13 protein-coding genes, 2 tRNA genes, 2 other RNA genes and 1 pseudogene are annotated in these 18,384 nt (G+C 55.6%); 5 read left to right on the top strand and 13 right to left on the bottom strand.

Annotated elements, in window-relative coordinates; translation table 11 throughout:
* Positions 1-84 precede the first annotated feature (84 nt).
* The 7 genes and pseudogenes from G9X48_RS02610 to G9X48_RS02580 form a co-directional block, all read right to left on the bottom strand.
* Positions 85-651: a molecular chaperone gene (locus tag G9X48_RS02610; RefSeq protein WP_032989950.1), complete on the bottom strand. Its 567-nt coding sequence runs from the start codon at positions 649-651 to the stop codon at positions 85-87.
* A 24-nt stretch (positions 652-675) separates the two neighbouring features.
* Positions 676-1,413, bottom strand: coding sequence for a phosphatase (locus G9X48_RS02605; RefSeq protein WP_097641549.1), 738 nt, complete (start codon positions 1,411-1,413; stop codon positions 676-678).
* 72 nt (positions 1,414-1,485) lie between these two features.
* Positions 1,486-2,427: a glyoxylate/hydroxypyruvate reductase GhrA gene (gene ghrA / locus G9X48_RS02600; RefSeq protein WP_097641548.1), complete on the bottom strand. Its 942-nt coding sequence runs from the start codon at positions 2,425-2,427 to the stop codon at positions 1,486-1,488.
* Between the two features lie 85 nt (positions 2,428-2,512).
* Positions 2,513-3,541 (bottom strand): fimbrial protein, encoded by a 1,029-nt coding sequence (locus tag G9X48_RS02595; RefSeq protein ID WP_171964755.1) that lies wholly within the window; start codon positions 3,539-3,541, stop codon positions 2,513-2,515.
* A 15-nt stretch (positions 3,542-3,556) separates the two neighbouring features.
* Positions 3,557-6,098 (bottom strand): annotated as a pseudogene (locus G9X48_RS02590) (fimbria/pilus outer membrane usher protein).
* Positions 6,099-6,121: 23 nt separating this feature from the next.
* Positions 6,122-6,811 carry a molecular chaperone gene (locus tag G9X48_RS02585; RefSeq protein WP_097641545.1) on the bottom strand — a complete coding sequence of 230 codons (690 nt, stop codon included), beginning with the start codon at positions 6,809-6,811 and terminating at the stop codon, positions 6,122-6,124.
* Positions 6,812-6,890: 79 nt separating this feature from the next.
* Entirely contained in the window at positions 6,891-7,424 is a 534-nt protein-coding gene (locus G9X48_RS02580) for a fimbrial protein (RefSeq protein ID WP_097641551.1), read from the bottom strand.
* A gap of 558 nt (positions 7,425-7,982) precedes the next feature.
* Here G9X48_RS02580 and G9X48_RS02575 point away from each other — a divergent pair.
* A tRNA-Ser gene (locus G9X48_RS02575) sits at positions 7,983-8,070 on the top strand.
* A gap of 46 nt (positions 8,071-8,116) precedes the next feature.
* Positions 8,117-8,259, top strand: a non-coding RNA gene (locus tag G9X48_RS02570) — RtT sRNA.
* 161 nt (positions 8,260-8,420) lie between these two features.
* Here the strand turns inward: G9X48_RS02570 and G9X48_RS02565 are convergent.
* Complete coding sequence (locus tag G9X48_RS02565) at positions 8,421-10,745, bottom strand: FdhF/YdeP family oxidoreductase (protein WP_097640789.1); 2,325 nt, start codon at positions 10,743-10,745, stop codon at positions 8,421-8,423.
* 246 nt (positions 10,746-10,991) lie between these two features.
* On the opposite strand from G9X48_RS02565, the gene G9X48_RS02560 reads away from it, so the two are divergent.
* Both G9X48_RS02560 and G9X48_RS02555 read left to right on the top strand, forming a co-directional pair.
* Positions 10,992-11,079 (top strand) — tRNA-Ser (locus G9X48_RS02560).
* Between the two features lie 47 nt (positions 11,080-11,126).
* Positions 11,127-11,269: non-coding RNA, RtT sRNA (locus G9X48_RS02555), on the top strand.
* Positions 11,270-11,652: 383 nt separating this feature from the next.
* Here the strand turns inward: G9X48_RS02555 and phoH are convergent.
* The 4 genes from phoH to efeU all read right to left on the bottom strand — a co-directional run bounded on the left by phoH (position 11,653) and on the right by efeU (position 16,284).
* On the bottom strand, positions 11,653-12,441 hold the full coding sequence (gene phoH, locus G9X48_RS02550; RefSeq protein WP_004387572.1) for a phosphate starvation-inducible protein PhoH: 789 nt from the start codon (positions 12,439-12,441) through the stop codon (positions 11,653-11,655).
* A 540-nt stretch (positions 12,442-12,981) separates the two neighbouring features.
* The gene (gene efeB / locus G9X48_RS02545; RefSeq protein ID WP_097564946.1) at positions 12,982-14,265 is read right to left on the bottom strand and encodes an iron uptake transporter deferrochelatase/peroxidase subunit; all 1,284 of its coding nucleotides are present in this window, start codon (positions 14,263-14,265) and stop codon (positions 12,982-12,984) included.
* Between the two features lie 5 nt (positions 14,266-14,270).
* Positions 14,271-15,398: an iron uptake system protein EfeO gene (gene efeO / locus G9X48_RS02540; RefSeq protein WP_004387574.1), complete on the bottom strand. Its 1,128-nt coding sequence runs from the start codon at positions 15,396-15,398 to the stop codon at positions 14,271-14,273.
* Between the two features lie 55 nt (positions 15,399-15,453).
* Positions 15,454-16,284, bottom strand: a complete 831-nt coding sequence (gene efeU / locus G9X48_RS02535) for an iron uptake transporter permease EfeU (protein WP_004387575.1) — start codon at positions 16,282-16,284, stop codon at positions 15,454-15,456.
* Between the two features lie 356 nt (positions 16,285-16,640).
* Between efeU and G9X48_RS02530 the strand changes: the two genes are divergently transcribed.
* Positions 16,641-17,825 carry a nucleoside transporter C-terminal domain-containing protein gene (locus tag G9X48_RS02530; RefSeq protein WP_032989960.1) on the top strand — a complete coding sequence of 395 codons (1,185 nt, stop codon included), beginning with the start codon at positions 16,641-16,643 and terminating at the stop codon, positions 17,823-17,825.
* A gap of 29 nt (positions 17,826-17,854) precedes the next feature.
* On the opposite strand, the gene G9X48_RS02525 is transcribed toward G9X48_RS02530, so the two are convergent.
* Positions 17,855-18,277 (bottom strand): DUF3574 domain-containing protein, encoded by a 423-nt coding sequence (locus G9X48_RS02525; protein WP_032989961.1) that lies wholly within the window; start codon positions 18,275-18,277, stop codon positions 17,855-17,857.
* Positions 18,278-18,384 lie beyond the last annotated feature (107 nt).

Raw genomic sequence — 18,384 nt, 5'->3', positions numbered from 1 at the left:
CGAAGAAATGCGATCTGTCGCACGTCACATGAAATAACGCACAGTGAGTTACATTTTATATGTGACGCTAATCACATATAAAAATTACTCCGCATCCCCCTCTTCTTCCTCTTCCTGCAGTTCTTCCCACATCGCCTGGATGGCTTCACGCGTGATCTGCGCCAGCGTGCGCCAGAATGACGTGGCGGCGTGCGCTTCCACTTTGCCGAGGAACGTTTCATACCATGGGATCAGGAACTCGCCGAATAAGGTTTCCTGCGCCTCAATTTCATCTTCCGCAGACTGATCTTCAAGCCATGAGGCCGCCAGCAGCAGCAGACCAAAATGATCCGCCGCCGCCTCGCCGAGCGGCATGCCGCGCGCGGTTAAAAAGGCGCGAATCTCCTGCTCGCTACTCTCTGCCACCCAGGCGGAACGCAGCGGCGACACCCGGGCGTCATCCTGACCAAACAGCGCCTGATAATCTGCCTCGACGGCGTCCGGCTGGGCATTTTTTTGCAGCCGCGCCAGTAGCTCATCCTGCTCAAGCGGCCAGTTCTGCGCGAGCTTGCCTTCGCGGATAAGACCGTAAATCGGTGCCACAACCGGATCCTGCGGCGCACGGTACCAGAGCGAGCCGAGCAGGCGGCAAATTATTGAAAACTCATTCATTAACAGATTCCATTTCAGACAAAATTAAAGGGCGACAAATTCAGCAATCGGCGTCATTCCGCGGGTTTCAAGAAAATTGAGCAGACGGCGCGGCGACACGTTAAGGATGCGATCTTCCGGGAAATCGACCTCATCCAGCACCTTGCGGCATTCATGGAAATCGCCGAGCGTAAACGCAGTATGGGAGTCCGAACCCAGCGCCACCCAGCCGCCCGCATCGCGTACTGCGGCGGCGATCGCTTTGCAGTTTGGTCCGCTGCCTTTACGGGAGTGGGTAAACGATGAGTTATTAATTTCAAGCGCGACCTGATATTTGGCGGCAGCAGCGGCGACAGCCGGAATATCGACGGGATATTTCGGGTTTCCGGGGTGGCTGATGATATGCACCGTGCCGCTTGCCATCGTCGCGATCATCGCTTCGGTATTGGCGTCTTTATCCTGCGGCGCAAATACCGGCTCGTGGAAGCCCGCAACAATCAGATCGAGTGAATCGAGCATCGGGCCGGTGCAGTCAATCTCGCCTTCGCGGTTTTTAATATTCGCTTCAATACCGCGCAGAATGCCGACGCCATCCACGACGCGCGGCCAGATACGCATATTAATAAAGTGCCAGTGATGCGGCGCATCCGCCATGTCCGGGCCGTGATCGGTGATAGCCAGAAGCCGGACACCTTTTTGCTTCGCCGCGGCGATGTAATCATGCAGGTTGCTGTAGGCATGGGTGCTGGCGACGGTGTGCATATGCAGGTCAACGGGATACATGGCGCTCTCCTCTGTGATTTTATGCAAGGATAACAGGTATCCCCGGCGATTTTTAGCCGAATCGCCGGGGCGCTAGTAGCCGCGAGCCACGTCCACCTGATTCGGTGGTATATCGCCGCGCTCGATTCGCGTAATACTCTGTGCGATAAAGGCCACCGCTTCTTCAGGCCGGGTAACAGCCGCCACGTGAGGCGTAATGCGCACGCGCGGGTGTCGCCACAGGGGGCTATCGGCTGGCAATGGCTCCTGATGAAAAACATCCAGCATCGCGCCCTTCACTTTCCCGCGATCCAGCGCGGCCAGTAGATCTTCCTCCACCAGATGTACACCGCGCGCCAGGTTCAGGACATACGCGTTGTCGTTAAGCGCCGCCAGCAACTGCGCGTTAATAATGCCCACCGTTTCCGGCGTGTTGGGCAGGAGATTAATCAGCACCCGTGTGCCGCGCAGAAAAGCTGGTAGTTCATCGGGCCCCGCAAAGCTTTCAACGCCAGGCAGCGCTTTGCGGCTGCGGCTCCAGCAGCGCACAGGAAACCCCATGCGGCTCAGACTCTGCGCCACCTGGCCGCCGAGCACGCCCGCGCCGAGGACGCCTACCTGGAAATCCGCATGGCGATACTCCTCAAGCGGCTCCCAGCGCGCCTCGCGCTGTAGCGCGGCGTAATCGTCGAAGCGGCGGAACCAGTGCAGCACCTGGCTTATGGCGTACTCCTGCATTTGGGCGGCCATACCGGTATCCTCCATCCGATACAGCGGCACGCCGGACGGCAGCAGATCCGGGTATTCATTCAAACGACTTAACAGCGAATCGACGCCCGCGCCGAGGGCGAAAATCGCCTTCAGATCCACGCGTCCGCGCAGCATGTCATACGGGGGATGCCAGACCAGCGCGTAATCTGCGGCGGCGTTATCGCCGGGCTGCCAGGCGCGCAAGCGCGCCTGCGGCAGATGGCGTTGCAATAAAACCGCCCATTCGCTGATATCAAAAGTGGGATGGTAAAAGAGGATGTCCACGGCGCTTCTCCTGACAGGTTAATGGGATTAACCATAACAAAATCAGCCGCCTTTGGGGCAGCTGTCAGAGGAAAAGCGAAAAGGATTAGCGAATATCGATGGTGATTGATGCTGAGCCGGAAAATTCACCCATTTGCGGCGTATTACCGCTAAGGTTCACCGGTGCCGTAAGGATATCGACCTTGCCAGTGCGGTTGGTCATATCGGTTGACGGATCCAGCGGCATTGGCACTTCTCCTGTGTTTATAGGGATGACCTGCTCGCCGTCGTCTTTAAGCAATACTCCGACATCCGGGTTTGTGGTGGCGAGCGCCTCCGGGATGCTGTTCGCTGGCGCGCCGGAAAACGTCATCGTTAACGTCACGCCATCGCTGATATTTTTACAGATATAGGCAATGGTTGTTTTTTTATCCACGAATCCTTCCGGTTTATGGCCGCGTGTTGCGAAATTTTTGGCAAAAATGGTGCCGAAATCTACGGAGATCACCTCGCCTGCATTGATTTCACAGCTTTGCGGCACGGTGATAGTGCCTTCAACGAAGACTTTAGCCATCGGCTCGCTGGAATATTGACCTGGCCTTACGGTGCCGTAAATCGCCGCCACAGCCATTTGCGGAATCGTCATCTGCCCAAAAAAAGGCTTGCTGATGCGAAATGCCAGCACGCCACTCTGCCCGGTAGTAAAACTGTTAAGTGAACAGCCATTATTTTTTTTGTTCCAGATATCGGTAAATGGCACCTGCACATCCCCCACATTAGCGATGTTGATGGCCGCCGCAAGCTCAATATTGTCATTAACATGTATATAATATGCGCTGCCATATTGAGTGGCGGGGGCCAGATACTCACCTTTATAGTACGCGCCTGGGTGCGGATCTTTGTTGAGGTCGCTATCATCGCAATCGCAATGCGCGCTGTAATTTTCTGAGGAACCAAACCGTTCGGTAAATGTTTTCCCGGTCTGGTTATTATCAGGATCGGAGACCGACATGCTCGCATCGACGGTATAAATTTTGGGGCCGTTCGTGGTATTGCAGAAACCCGTAGCTGCCTGCAAATGCGGTGTGTTTAGCGCCGCGCAAACCACTATTACGCCAGATAGTTTTCTTAACATAAGGTCGTTCTCTTATTATCGGCACACGGCGGTCAGCGATAGCAAATCACTTTCGCCTGATGCCGCGTCGTGTAAAACAACAGGCGCTTTGCACTGTTTGCCCGGAATGGTTGCCCCATTTCACCTGCGCCATACCGTTCTGTTTGACGCCGGACAGATACACCACGCCGCCCTCACCCACCATACTTTCATAGTTTTCAATACCCTCCAGCGTGACCAGTGCGCCAAACGGCACAGGCTGACCGTTCGCCTGTCGCAGGGTCAGCAACACCCGAGATCCTTTACGCGCGTCAAAACGGGCATAAACCAGTGCGCCTTTGTTCGGGATAAGCGTCATGTGCGTGTTGTCGGCATCGACACCCGCGGGCAGTGTGGTGGTATCAAGCGACAGTTCATTTCTCTCATAGGGTGTGAGCCAGGGAATGACGGCATAGCCCAGCCAGTCGGTTGCCACCCCGGCCTGATTTTTAAAGCGGATATCGCCTGCGCCATTGGTATCCACCAGCGCAAAAGCGTCGCCGAGCGGCTGAGAAAAGGTGATGCCATGAGGGTGGACCACCAGCGCGCCAGAGACACCGTAATTCCACTGCTGCGAATCATCGGCGTGGTAATACCCCAGGCTCATATTGGCGAAACGTGATTTGTAGTTTACATCAGCGCTGCTGTCGGCGGTGTTATCGCCTTCTTGTCCCGCCTGGTTATAGCTCTGCTGAAGCGAATAGCTAAGCCTGCCGTCATCCATCAGCGTGCCACTGAGGCCGCTCTGGTAACGCGTGTCGCCATCCTGATTCTGGCTCACGTTAAACGTCGCCCAGCTGTTAGAGAGCCAACGGCTCAACGGCACGCTGACGCTGAGTGCAATTTGCCGGTCAGTCTGCTCTTGCGTTTTATTCCACGTGGCGGAGAGCGACCATGTCGCACCTGCTGCTGAGAAGGCGAAACCAGTAGAAAGGTTCTGTTCTTTATCCGTGCGATTCCAGAAATCACGCTGATAGCCGTTCAGGTAAAATGAACCCATGCTGTCGAGCGTCTGACTAATGCTGATTTGTAGCTGGCTACGCTGCTGATAGTACCCGCCGTAGCGATCGTCGAACCAGGATGCGTCATGGCTTGCTTCGTCAAAGCCGAAGTAACCACTGGTGGAATACCGGTATCCGGCAAGTGTGATGGAGGTGTCCGTCAGCGCAATGTTTTTGGAGTACTGAAAACGATAAGACTCGCCTGACGATGTGGTGTCATTCTGTAACTGGCTGCGCGCATGCGTGATATCAAGTGAGACCGACCCCCATTCATCCAGCCCAACGCCTACCCCTAACGCGGCGGCCTGCCAGGTATCAGCGCCCATTGCACCGCCGTAAAGCGTCAGCTGATTATTGACGCCATAAATCATCGTCCCCTGTGCAAACGTCGGTGTAGCATCTTCAGCACTGTTTGGATCGTACTCACCCGCCGTCAGGCTGTATTTCACCTGACCAGGCCGCTGCATGATCGGTACGGCGGAAAAGGGCTGAATGAAACGTCGCTCTTTGCCATCAGCCTCTTTAATGGTGACCTCCAGATCGCCGCTATGCGAGGTGGGATAGAGATCGCTGATTTCAAACGCCCCCGGCGCCACGGTATCGCGAAAAATGATGTAGCCATTCTGGCGTACCGTCACTTCGGCACTGGAATTTGCGATGCCCCGGATAACCGGCGCAAACCCGCGCAGACTGTCAGGCAGCATATTATCGTCGGATGCGAGCTGCGCGCCTTTGAATTTCACGCTGTCAAAGATGGCTGACGGGGAATAACTTTCTCCAAGCGTTAACTGTGAACGCCAGGGTTTAATATCCCGCTGCACATAGGTGTAGATCGAGTCCCAGTGCGCCTCGTCGTCGCTTTTGTTCCAGGTGGAATAGTTACGAACGCGCCACGGGCCAATATTCAGTCCGTTCTGCAGGTTGAGATACCGTGAAGAATCGCTCTCGCCCACATCGCTATGCGTATCCGTACCGTTAAACGTGTAGTTGCTAAATAACGCCGGGACGCCGTCATCCCAGTATTGTGGATCGACATAGCCCCGGGCAGTGTGTCGCAACGCCGCCTGAGGAATACTGACTTCCAGCGCCATCCGATGCGTATTAAGCCGCACCGATGCCGCCGGGATCAGCGCGCCAATATCCTCAATCGGTGCCAGCGGTGCCAGTGCCGCCAGCGCCGGATAGGCGTCGGTTTTGACGTTGAGTTCCTGTAACAGCGCAGGCGTAATAACCGGATGGGTTTCTCCGCTCGCATCCATCGTCAGAGAAATCGTTCGGGTAAACATTTCGCTGTCGTTAAGCCGAATGCGCAGCGGGTAGTTGCCCGCGGGGAGCTGGTCTTTCACGCTAAAAATGGAGAGATCGACGCCCCGCTGGCCCGGATCACCCTGCTCCATAAGCGCCGGATCAAACCAGACTTTCTCCTGCGCACAAGCATTGTCAAAGCCACCCGCAGTGAAGGTCAGCGTAGTGGCCAGCACCGACGCGAAAGCACGCCCGGGCAACCCCGGGTTTAAGGCATTAATGTTTATTTTCACTGGCGCATTCCTTGCTGTCAGGCTCACAAATGACGAGTCTCAGGTTTTGTCACGCCGCCATAATCATTGATGACGCGCCAGCTCACCTCCCGCCCGGTTTCTGTTGCGGGCAGCGTAAAGTGCTGGTTTGCGAAAGGCGCGAGCATATCAGCGCTCTGAATGCGTGTTGTTCCCACCTTCAGGCTGTCAAATACCATGTAAAAGGGCGTCGGGTTTTCGGCCACCAGTTGACCACCGGCGAGATGAAATGTGAGCTGTTTATAAGCCGTCTGCGCATCGGCAACCAGCGCCTGCGGGCGGTAAAACAGCTTGAGGCGGGTTTTCACCACGAGCTTGAGAGTATTGACCGCATCCTGAGATGAGGGTGGGATGGCCCGGATATTCAGATAAAATAACGATTCGCGATCCTCCGGCAGGCTACCCGTTTTCGCAATACGCAATTCATGATCTTCTAAAGGCTCGATACGAAATAGCGGCGGTGTGACCATAAAAGGGCCGCGCGTTTTCCCGTCTCCGTTATCCACCCACGTTTGCAATAAAAAGGGGCTCTCAGTGCTGTTATTTTTAACGCCCAGTGCCGCCTCTTTTTTATTTCCCTCATAAATGATACGAGTACCGCCAACGACAATACCACCGGCGGTGACGTTATTTACCATAAAGAGCAGAAAGATAAAAAGATTCACCCTGAGAATAAATTTTCTCATCGCACGCATAGTCAACTCAGTTTGAAAGAAGAATAACAAGCCGCTAACCCGTGTTAACGGCTTGATGATACGTTAAATAATTGCTTAATTAGCGATAATCAAAAGTAATATCGGTTGTCCCGTTAGCTACCCCTGCGCCAACCGTGGTGCTTGTTGACTCATAATAGGCAATGAGGTTGAGATCCATCGTCGCATCGGGAATTTCAAATTTACGCTGAGAGAACTGGTTCATAGGAATAAGCGTGCCTTCATCATCCGTAATGACAATCGCCACGCCGGTAGCACCGCCATCTGCTACTTTCAGGTAATCTTTATTCACCGGATCGGCATCGCCCGTGAGATAAACGCTAAAGTGCGGGTTTTCACCTGATTCCACAACCGGGCAGTTTTTGAGCTTAATCTTCACAGGAATAGGCGGCGTTTTAACACCGACGGTCGCGTTAAACTGATTAACGGAATAGACACCCAGATCCACATCCAGCACTTTATCGTCATCATCAATTTCACATGCCTGATCGGTAATTTTTCCTGTGAAATTAATTTTACCATCCGCGGCTAAAACTGAAGCGGCATAAAATGTCAGCGCGCCTGCAAGCGCCATCCAACAGAGTTTTTTTTTCATATCTTCTCCTTGATTGTTAATCCAAAACCATTTTTTTTGCGAATAAATATCCGCTATGATGAAATGCCCGCGCATATTATCCGCAGATAAATAAGTTGACAATTCCCTGCCTCATTTTTCTTTAAAGTTTCCAGATAAATAGCAAATTTTATTTTGTGCTTGTTACATTGTTTCATTCAATCAAAATATATATTAATTGAATATTATCTTACTCTCTAATTATTTCAGCACGCCTGTTTCATTAGTCTATAGATGATAATTTCTTCGGCTTGTATTCATGCGATTTAATCATTATTTTTTGTATTATTTGCCATGCGAATTATTTATCGCTTTTGATTATGCCGCACAGATTAAAGAAATCTGTCAATGTAAGCGATTAAAAAAAACGCATATATTCATTCCTGTAACGGATCATGGGACCAGATAAAAAATGGTTGTTTTAAGCGCATTTTGTATGAAGTTTGTTTAAACGCGCCGAAAAGCGCTAAATTTACGTTGACGCCTATGGGCCTTTCCCCTACATTAGCGCCCGTCCCGACAGCATCGGGATGACAATATGGTGAGGTGTCCGAGTGGCTGAAGGAGCACGCCTGGAAAGTGTGTATACGGCAACGTATCGAGGGTTCGAATCCCTCCCTCACCGCCATATTCAAAGAAAGAGCCTGTACGCGAGTACGGGCTTTTTTGTTTTATATCGCGCCGACCCGGGAGGGATGAGAAGCCTCGACCCGGGTTCGACCACTGGCGCAGCCAGGGGGACAGTCTGCGAGCCATGCGAGCTGACTGCCCGCAGGGTGAGGCCCAACGGGCCGAATCAATCCCTCCCTCACCGCCATATTCAATGAAAGAGCCTGTACGCAAGTACAGGCTTTTTTGTTTTATATCGCGCCAGGAAAACGGCAGGTGCGCTCCGCTTACCTGCCCTACAAAACCTGCCGTAGGGTGGGTAAGCGCCAGCGCACCCACCACGCCCGCGAGAAAGCAGGTGCCCACCGGTTAGCGCCGCGCCCCCGACGTCGTCACCGGCTCGGCGACGCGCTCCATCGCGATTGGGATACTTTTGTAAGCAGGGATCCCGCTTTGAGTGTCATGACTGTCCAGCGGCACCAGCACATTGGCCTCGGGGTAATAGGCCCCCACCGAGCCAGGAGCCATATCGATAACCACCACTGTCAGGTTATTGAGCCGCCGCGAGGTCGGATTGCCGTCCGGATCAAGCGCGGTCACGTTTACCTGATCGCCCACGCGCAGCTCGCGTTTTTCTGCCTCATCCGGGTTGATAAACAACACGTCGCGCCGCCCGGTCACGCCGCGGTAGCGGTCATTCAGGCCATACAGCGTCGTATTGTACTGGTCATGGCTGCGCAGCGTGGTCAGCACCAGATCGTGGCACTTAAGCGATCGCGGATCCTCATTAATCCCCTGCATCACCTTAAACTGCGCCTTGCCGGATGGCGTATTCCAGACGCGCTCCGAGGCCGCGTTGCGCAGACGGAAACCGCCCGGCTGCTTCACGCGCTCATTGAAGTTCGCGAACGCCGGGAACACCGCCTCGATGGCGTCACGGATAAAACTGTAATCACCGATCATTTTGTCCCAGTTGACGACCGTCTCCGGCAGCGTCGCTTTGGCAAGCCCCGCCACGATAGCGGGCTCTGAGCGCAGGTGCGGCGACGCTGGTTGCAGCATGCCCCGCGAGGCGTGCACCATCGACATCGAATCCTCAACGGTAATGCTCTGTTCGCCCGACGCCTGCACGTCCGTTTCCGTGCGGCCCAGCACCGGCAGAATATAGTTGTGCTTGCCGAGCAGCAAATGCGAACGGTTAAGTTTGGTCGCCATATGTACGACTAAATCGAGATTGTGCATGGCCGGAAATGTGACCTGCGGATCGGAAATCGCCTCGGCCAGATTACCGCCCAGGCACAGCAGCGCTTTGGCTTTACCGTCGCGCATCGCCTGAATCGCAGCGACAGCGCCATGGCCGTGTTTCTGCGGCGGTTTAAAACCAAAAACGCGCTCGATACTGTCAAGCAGCGACTGCGGCGGGATCTCCGTGATGCCCACCGTGCGGTCGCCCTGCACGTTAGAATGCCCACGCAGCGGGCAGATGCCTGCGCCTTTTTTGCCGATATTGCCGCGCAGCAGCAGGAGGTTGGCGATCTGCTGCACGTTCTGGGTGCCGTACTGATGCTGGGTTATCCCCATGCCGTAACAGATAATGGTCCGCTCCGCCTTTGCATACAGACGCGCGACATTCTGGATTTCTTTGCGCTCCATACCGGAGACTTTCAGGATGTGATCCCACTCGGTCGCGTCGAGATCCGCCTTCAGCGCCTCAAACCCTTCGGTATGCTCACGGATAAACGCCTCATCAATGATGCCCGGCTCACCGTTCGCCAGCGCCTCTTCATGCATGGAGAGCAAAATTTTCATTACGCCTTTGAGCATGGCCGCGTCGCCGCCGACGCGCACTTTATAGTACGTCGAGGCGAGCGCAGTGGAACTCAACGACAGCATCTCAATAGGGCTTTGCGGCGAGGTAAACCGCTCTAGGCCACGCTCGCGAAGCGGGTTTATAGCGACAATAGTCGCGCCGCGCTTCGAGACTTCGCGCAGCGTGCCGAGCATACGCGGGTGATTAGTGCCGGGATTATGACCGATGCACAGCACCAGGTCGCAGTGGTCGAAATCGTCAAGCTCTACGGTGCCTTTGCCGACGCCGATAGATTCTGGCAAGCCGACGCTGGTCGGTTCGTGGCACATGTTGGAGCAATCCGGGAAGTTGTTGGTGCCATATTCGCGGGCGAAAAGCTGCCACAGGAATGCGGCTTCGTTGGAGGCGCGCCCCGAGGTGTAAAACTCCACGCTGTCCGGGTCGTCATAGCTGCGCAGGCGCTCGCCAATCTCCTGAAACGCCGTTTCCCATTCAATAGGTTGATAGGTATCGCTAGCCGCGTCGTATTTCATCGGGTGCGTCAGTCGCCCCTCGCCTTCCAGCTCAAACGCATTGCGCTCCCAAAGTTCGCTGACGGTATGCGCCGCGAAAAAATCCGGCGTGGTGCGTTTGCTGGTGGCCTCCCAGGAGACCGCTTTCGCGCCGTTTTCGCAAAACTCAAACGACGAGGCGTGCTGCGGATCGGGCCAGGCGCAGCCTGGGCAGTCAAACCCCTGCGGCTGATTGACTTTGAACAGGGCAATCACGTCCTGCTTCACCGACATCTGGCCGCGGATAGCGTCAGCAACGGCCTTCAGTGCGCCCCAGCCGCCCGCCGATCCGCCATAAGGCGCGATGCCGATAGTACGATTTCGCTCTTTCATAGTGCTCCACATTCTCTGTCTCATAGTTGTGGTTTAAGCCTGGTACAGAAAACGCGATAAGCGAAGCGAATGAAGGGATATCAGGCGGTATTGAGGGCTGTAATGGCGGGTTTTGCAGGAGAAAACGCCATTTCGTTTAACCCTTAACCGAACGATAAAGAAAGAAAAAAATCTGCTTGACCGTTTTCATGCAGATCCCTATAGTAGCGCCCCGTTGCCCCGCTACGCGAGGCAGCAAGACAATATGGTGAGGTGTCCGAGTGGCTGAAGGAGCACGCCTGGAAAGTGTGTATACGGCAACGTATCGAGGGTTCGAATCCCTCCCTCACCGCCATATTCAAAGAAAGAGCCTGTACGCGAGTACGGGCTTTTTTGTTTTTATATCGCGCCGACCCGGGAGGGATGAGAAGCCTCGACCAGGGTTCGACCACTGGCGCAGCCAGGGGGACAGTCTGCGAGCCACGCGAGCTGACTGCCCGCAGGGTGAGGCCCAACGGGCCGAATCAATCCCTCCCTCACCGCCATATTCAAAGAAAGAGCCTGAGCTAACCCTCAGGCTTTTTTGTTTTTATATCGCGCCAGAAAAACGGCAGGTGCGCTCCGCTTACCTGCCCTACAAAACCTTCCGTAGAGTGGGTAAGCGCAAGCGCACCCACCATTCGCCTGCATTGGCAGGTGCGCTCCGCTTACCTGCCCTACAAAACCTGCCGTAGGGTGGGTAAGCGTAAGCGCACCCACCATTCGTCTGCGAAACGGCAGGTGCGCTCCGCTTACCTGCCCTGCAAAACCGCCCATAAGGGGGGTAAGCGCAAGCGCACCCACCTTCCAGCCACAGAGAAAACGCAAAAGATAAAAACAAAAAAAGCCCAACACACGTTGGGCTTTTACATGGTGATATCAGGCGAGCTTAATCGTAGGCGTTAAGCGTTCGCTGGCAGAGCGCGGAGCGTACGCAATCGGCTTTACCGAACCGCACGATGCCAATCATCTCATCTTCCTCAAAACGCGCCAGCGCGTCGCTCAGGCCGGACTGCACGCCCGCCGGCAAATCGCACTGGGTGATGTCGCCATTGACTATCACGGTCACGTTCTCCCCGAGGCGGGTTAAAAACATCTTCATCTGCGCGGCTGTCACGTTCTGGGCCTCGTCCAGAATCACGACGGCGTTCTCAAAGGTACGTCCGCGCATATAGGCGAACGGCGCAATCTCAACTTTCCCGATTTCCGGGCGCAGGCAATATTGCATGAAGGAAGCACCAAGACGGCGCACCAGCACGTCATACACCGGGCGGAAATACGGGGCGAACTTCTCAGAGATATCGCCGGGCAGGAAGCCGAGATCTTCATCGGCCTGCAGAACCGGGCGGGTGACAATTATCCTGTCGACATCCTTATGAATCAGGGCCTCAGCGGCTTTCGCCGCGCTGATAAACGTTTTGCCGCATCCGGCTTCACCGGTGGCGAATATCAGCTGTTTGCTCTCAATAGCCTCAAGATAATGCGCCTGAGCGTCGGTACGAGCGACAATCGGCGCGTTATCGCGGCTGTCCCGCGCCATGCCGATTGCTTCAACGCCACTCATTTGCACAAGCGTGGTGACCGATTCCTCTTCACGCTGCCGGTGGCTGCGTGAATCTCGTCTGAGAACGCGTCTTGCTTCACGACGAGCTTTGATCACTGCTTTCTGTCTTCCCATGGATGGCACCTTGTTAAGTTGGTTTACATGAGCCGCGTCCTGCTGATGGACGCGATTATGCGCACAAACATTTGAGGTTTGGCTTCCTTTTAAGCCATAGATTGCCGGTCGAAAAGACGCGGTAGTACGGCTACGCGCACCGCTTACCGCATCGTCTGGAACAGGGTGAGAAGCTTTGAACGTTTCTGAGGGGGTGGAGATAACGCTGCCGGAGGAGGCTCCTCCGCGCCGGGTGGTGCGGGTTGTTTTCCGTTTAAGTCCAGTTCTGGACGCTACCATTCGCGATCTCCATCGTGCTACTGCTGCCACAGAGGGGAACTACCGCTAACACTTTAAGTACAACAAAAATTATCAACTTTGCAACATAATATTTACTAAAAGATAACTTTTGAGACTGAACGTCTGATGCATCTTTTATGACAGAAAAATATTACAGAAATGTATCAACAGAATAGCCGCCGCGAAAATGCTCTGCCACATCCGCGCGAAAATTGTTAGCAAATGAAAATAAAAACCCCGCCGTGGTGGCGGGGTTTTTTATCAGGCTTTCAGCAGGCCATCGGCAAGGAAGCGGGATTTATCCGCCACCCCCGGCAGCACAAAGAAATAGCCGCCGCCGATAGGCTTCACATACTCCTCCAGCGCCTCGCCGTTAAGCCGCTTCTGCACCGTTAAAAATCCCTTTTCGAGATCGTGCTGGTAGCAGACAAACAGCAGGCCCATGTCGAGCTGGCCTGCGTTGGTCACGCCGAGCGAATAGCTGTAGCCACGGCGCACCATCAGGCTGGACTGCGTCTCGGGTGTGCGCGGGTTCGCGAGCCGGATGTGGCTGTCGAGCGCAATCACGTTACCGTCAGGATCTTTACTGTAGTCCGGCACGTCATGCTCATGCTGCATACCAAGTGGCGCGCCGGTCTGTTTGTCGCGCCCGAAAATCGTCTGCTGCTCTTTGAGCGGCGTGCGGTCCCAGAACTCCACGTGGAACTGAATAATGCGCACGGCCTGATAACTGCCGCCCACCGCCCACGCGGGCTCGCCCTGATCCGGCGTTACCCACACCACGCTGTCCATTAACGCGGTATTACGCGTATCGGGGTTCGCGGTGCCGTCTTTAAAGCCAAGCAAATTCACCGGCGTCTCTTTGCCACGGCTGCGCGCCGCGTGATCGGAGATAAACCCTTCACGCTTCCAGCGCACGCTCAGCAGATCCGGCGTGTGCTTAATGATATCGCGCAGCGCATGGATCACCGTATCCTGGGTATTGGCGCAGATTTGCAGGAGCAGATCGCCGTGGCACAGCGCCGCATCCAGCGAATCGTTCGGGAAACGCTCCATCTTTTGCAGCTTTTTCGGCATCTGCGGCGCAAGGCCGTAGCGATCGTCAAACAGCGAACGTCCCAGCGACACGGTGATCGTCAGGTTATCCGGCGCAATCACCGGCCCCAGAATACCGGAATCCATCGGCGGCAGACGCGGGTTCGGCGTCTGCGGCGCCGGGCCGCCCGCGGTTAAAAACGCGATGCGGTCGGTCAGCAAACGAAACAGCCGTTCGAGATCGGCTTTATTTCCCGCCAGCACATCGAAAGCCACCAGCATCATCGACGCCTGCTGCGGCGTCAGCACGCCTGCCTGATGCGCGCCGTAAAACGGCTGCGTCTCCTGACGCGCGTCCGGAGGCAGCGTGCCGGGCGCACTTTGCGGCTGCGCGCCATGCGCCACCGGACAACCACCGGTGACCGCGAGCGCGCCGGTCAGCGCGCCCAGCCCTTTCAGCAGACGGCGGCGCGCCGGTTGCGGTACGCCGTGAATATCATGTTCTTGCATCACGCTTAGTCCAGTCCGAGCACGCCACGCAGCAACGAGAGATCTTCAGCAAGCGAGGTAATCGGCCCCTTCAGCGCGTTGCGGTCAGCGTCGGTCAGCTTGTCGTAAGTCTCAAAGCCCTCTTTGGTGCGATATTTCGCAAGAATGGCATCCACTTTTTTGAAGTTCGCGTCCACTTTCGCGAGCAGCGGCGCGTTCTCTTTTTGCAGTTGCGGACGCAGCAGATTCACGATTTTCTGCGCGCCATCGATATTGGCCTGGAAATCCCACAGGTCGGTGTGGCTGTAGCGATCTTCTTCACCGCTGATTTTGCTGGCCGCCACTTCCTCGATAAGGCCCGCCGCGCCGCCCACGACTTTGCCCGGCGGGAACGCGAGTTCGCTGATGCGTTTTTGTAGCTCCAGCACGTCGCTGTTGAGCTTGTCGGCATACTGCGCCATGCCTTTGACGCTGTTATCGCCAAACAGCGCTTTTTCCAGACGGTGGAAGCCGGTGAATTTCGGGTCGGCCGCTTTCTGTTCGTAATCATCTTCGCGGGCGTCGATGCTGCCGTCGAGATCGGAGAACAGCTCGGCGATAGGCTCAATGCGCTCATAGTGCTGGCGAGTGGGCGCGTAGAGGGATTTCGCTTTGGCGATATCGCCTGCTTTTACCGCGTCGGTAAAGGCTTTGGTGCCAGAAACCAGCGCGGCGGTTTCGGCGCTTACCCAGGTTTTATACTCGGTCACGGCGCCTTCCAGCGACAGCAGATCGCTCTTCGCCGCCGCTTTTTCACCACCGGCGGCTTTGACGATAAGCTTGCCTTTCGGGTTGCTCAGCAGGCCGCAGGTCATGTCATATTCGCCCGGCTCCAGGTTAGCGGTCATCTTCTGGCTAAAGCCTGGCGCGATGTTTTCGCGCTCTTCGACGACCATCACGCCTTTAAGGATTTCCCACTCCAGCGCCTTCTGGCTGTGGTTCAGGATGATGAACTGGGTTTTACCGGCGTTCACCGTGAGCGTCATCGGCTCGCACTGTTTGTCGTTTACGGTGACTTTCACCTGCGGAATATCCGCCGCGCGGGCGGCAAAGGCGGAGCTGATAAGCGCCAGCAGCGTCACGGAAAGCGCGCTACGGCGAAGTTGATTCGTCATGACCATCCCTCTAAAAGTATGTTGTAACTAAGACGCGCACGGGCGCGGCAAAAAATCAGGCGTTCCCGGAGACGCGCGCACCGGCGCGCGCTGGCAGCGCATAAAACGCCAGCGCCGGGATCAGATAGATAAACCATACCGCCACTTCGCTGACGGTCGGCGCTTCCTGGTAGCCGAAAATGCCTTCCAGCAGCGTGCCGGTGAGCGAATGCGTAGAGAGCACATTGCTGAAATCAAACGCGACGGCCTGGAAGTGGTTCCACAGTCCGGCTTCATGAAACGCGCGAATGGCACCCGCTGCGAGCCCGGCGGCAACGAGCAGAATAAAGAGGCTGGTCCAGCGGAAAAACGCGCCGAGATTAAGACGAATGCCGCCCCAGTAGAGCAGAAAACCGAGCACCACGGCGGTGGCCAGGCCCAGCATCGCGCCGAGCGGCGGCCAGACGCCGACATCCTGGCCAAACGCCGCCAGCAGGAAGAAGACCGATTCCAGACCCTCGCGCGCGACCGCGAAAAACACCATCATGATGAGCGCCCAGCCGTGACCGCCAGGGCGTTTCAGCGCGCGATCTACGGCCTGTTCCAGTTCGCCTTTCACGTTGCGGGAGACTTTACGCATCCAGAACACCATCCAGGTGAGGATCACGACGGCCACCGTCGCCACAAGCCCTTCAAACAGCTCCTGCTCTTTTTGCGGGAACTCGCCGGTGGTTTCATTGATAAAAATACCGAGGCCCAGGCAGAGCGCGGCGGCGAGAAACACGCCTGCCCACATTACGCCAAGCCAGTTGCCGCGCTGGGTGCGTTTAAGATAGCTCGCGATAAGGCTGACGATGAGCGCTGCTTCAAGGCCTTCACGCAGCATAATCAGAAAAGGAACAAACATTTGGGCACCTGTAAGTGTGAAATCAGGTCAACTGATGCAAAGAAACGTAAACGGGAGTGAAAGTGATTATCATTACCGCCAAAAGAAAAACAAGCGAAATGTGGGGATAAGTATGACGAAGTGTAAAAGTTGCGAAGTTGAGTAGTCACATAATGAAACCATAAGCGAAACTGGCTGGCCCGGCGCCGCGTTTTCTCTTTCCACCGCACTCTGAAACATTCACCTGAAAAATAGTCAGCCATCGCTTTTTCTTATTCCGTTTGCCAGATAACGATGCGGGAAATTATGCTTAGCGCGCTGTTTACCGGCCCGTTTTTATGTGGCTAACTATTTTTCTTTCAGACACCTGCGTAACTATGACAACCATACTGCATTTTATTTTCGCCGTGGTGGCGATCCTCCTGCTCGCGTGGCTTGCAAGCTTTGACCGTAAAAAGATCCGCCTGCGTTATATTCTTCAGCTGATTGTGATTGAAGCGGTGCTCGCCTGGTTCTTCCTGCATGCACAGGCCGGGCTGCTGGTTATCCAGTCGATTGCCGGGGCGTTCTCCTCGCTGCTGCACTTCGCGGCCCAGGGCACCGATTTCGTCTTCGGCGGCATGAGCCAGAAAGGCCTCGCGTTTGTGTTTCTCGGCGTGCTCTGCCCTATCGTGTTTATCTCCGCGCTCATCGGCATTCTGCAACACTGGCGCATTCTGCCAATTTTTATCCGCGTCATCGGTACGCTGCTGTCGAAAGTTAACGGCATGGGTAAGCTGGAATCCTTTAACGCTGTCAGTTCACTGATCCTCGGCCAGTCGGAAAACTTTATCGCCTATAAAGGCGTGCTGGCGGATCTCTCCTCGCGTCGGCTGTTCACAATGGCGGCGACCGCCATGTCCACCGTTTCGCTCTCTATTGTTGGCGCATATATGTCGATGATCGAGGCGAAATATGTGGTGGCGGCCCTGGTGCTTAACCTCTTCAGCACGTTCATCATTCTCTCGGTTATCAACCCGACGCGCCCGCAGGATGAGCCGGAAGTGAAGCTTGAAAAGCTGCATGAATCACAAAGCTTTTTCGAGATGCTCGGCGAGTACATTCTGGCGGGCTTTAAGGTGGCGATGATTATTCTCGCGATGCTGATTGGCTTTATCGCCATTATCAGCGCGGTGAATGCGCTGTTCCTGACGCTGTTCGGTCAGAGCTTCCAGCAACTGCTGGGCTACGTGTTTTACCCGCTCGCCTGGCTTATCGGGATTCCGGCGCAGGATGCCCTGACGGCGGGCGGCATTATGGCCACCAAGCTGGTCGCCAATGAGTTCGTGGCGATGATCGAGCTGCAAAAAATTGCCGCGACGCTCTCCCCGCGCGGTCTCGGTATTCTGTCGGTCTTCCTGGTGTCGTTTGCCAACTTCGCGTCCATCGGCATTGTGGCGGGGGCGATTAAGGGCCTGAACGAGCCGCAGGGCAACGCGGTGTCGCGTTTTGGCCTGCGTCTGGTCTATGGCGCGACGCTGGTGAGTTTACTCTCCGCGGCCTTCGCCGGGCTGGTGCTGTAAAAATTAAGGCGGGGTCTCCCCCGCCTGTTTCAGAACTGCACGCACACGCTCTCATCGACGCGCATGACCGACTCCTGCGCAAAGCGCGATTTATAAATTCCGCGCAGGGCTTCAATCCCCTTCTCGCTCGCGCTGTCATTCGCGTGAATCAGCATCAGCGCCTTGCTCGGCTCGCGCGCCACCTTGCCATCGTTACCGAGCCACTGCCCGCGCGCGTCAAACACCGTTAGCCCGTCGCGAAAGCGCGGCGTGACGTCGTTATCCACAAAACGCTGCCACTCGTCTGCGGTAATCACCGGGCCGGAGGGCCGGTTGAGGCCAAAGTACAGCGTGGTTTGCGTCATGCGGTTTTGCGCGGCGCAGCGCTGCGCCTGTTCTGCCGCGTGCGGTGCGCAACCGGCGAGCGTCGCCGCCAGCGCGAGTGAAACAATAACCTTGCGAATCGCCATCATCCTGTCCTTTTTTGTTATGGGTGAACGCGACGATAACAGCGTAAATCGCGGCGTCTGGCAAGCTACCGGATTGATGAAAAAGAAAAAACCCGCCGGGTGGCGGGTTT

Origin of the sequence: Cronobacter sp. HA18006, from assembly GCF_011605445.1 — a bacterium.
Lineage (GTDB): Bacteria > Pseudomonadota > Gammaproteobacteria > Enterobacterales > Enterobacteriaceae > Cronobacter > Cronobacter sakazakii.
Note: the sequence above shows the minus strand (reverse complement) of the source record. Positions and strands in the feature narration are given on the sequence as shown.

Coding starts and splice junctions, on each gene's coding strand:
- G9X48_RS02610 (WP_032989950.1), bottom strand. CDS start 651: ATGAATGAGTTTTCAATAATTTGCCGCCTGCTCGGCTCGCTCTGGTAC.
- G9X48_RS02605 (WP_097641549.1), bottom strand. CDS start 1,413: ATGTATCCCGTTGACCTGCATATGCACACCGTCGCCAGCACCCATGCC.
- G9X48_RS02595 (WP_171964755.1), bottom strand. CDS start 3,541: ATGTTAAGAAAACTATCTGGCGTAATAGTGGTTTGCGCGGCGCTAAAC.
- G9X48_RS02585 (WP_097641545.1), bottom strand. CDS start 6,811: ATGCGTGCGATGAGAAAATTTATTCTCAGGGTGAATCTTTTTATCTTT.
- G9X48_RS02580 (WP_097641551.1), bottom strand. CDS start 7,424: ATGAAAAAAAAACTCTGTTGGATGGCGCTTGCAGGCGCGCTGACATTT.
- G9X48_RS02565 (WP_097640789.1), bottom strand. CDS start 10,745: ATGAAAGAGCGAAATCGTACTATCGGCATCGCGCCTTATGGCGGATCG.
- phoH (WP_004387572.1), bottom strand. CDS start 12,441: ATGGGAAGACAGAAAGCAGTGATCAAAGCTCGTCGTGAAGCAAGACGC.
- efeB (WP_097564946.1), bottom strand. CDS start 14,265: ATGCAAGAACATGATATTCACGGCGTACCGCAACCGGCGCGCCGCCGT.
- efeO (WP_004387574.1), bottom strand. CDS start 15,398: ATGACGAATCAACTTCGCCGTAGCGCGCTTTCCGTGACGCTGCTGGCG.
- efeU (WP_004387575.1), bottom strand. CDS start 16,284: ATGTTTGTTCCTTTTCTGATTATGCTGCGTGAAGGCCTTGAAGCAGCG.
- G9X48_RS02530 (WP_032989960.1), top strand. CDS start 16,641: ATGACAACCATACTGCATTTTATTTTCGCCGTGGTGGCGATCCTCCTG.
- G9X48_RS02525 (WP_032989961.1), bottom strand. CDS start 18,277: ATGATGGCGATTCGCAAGGTTATTGTTTCACTCGCGCTGGCGGCGACG.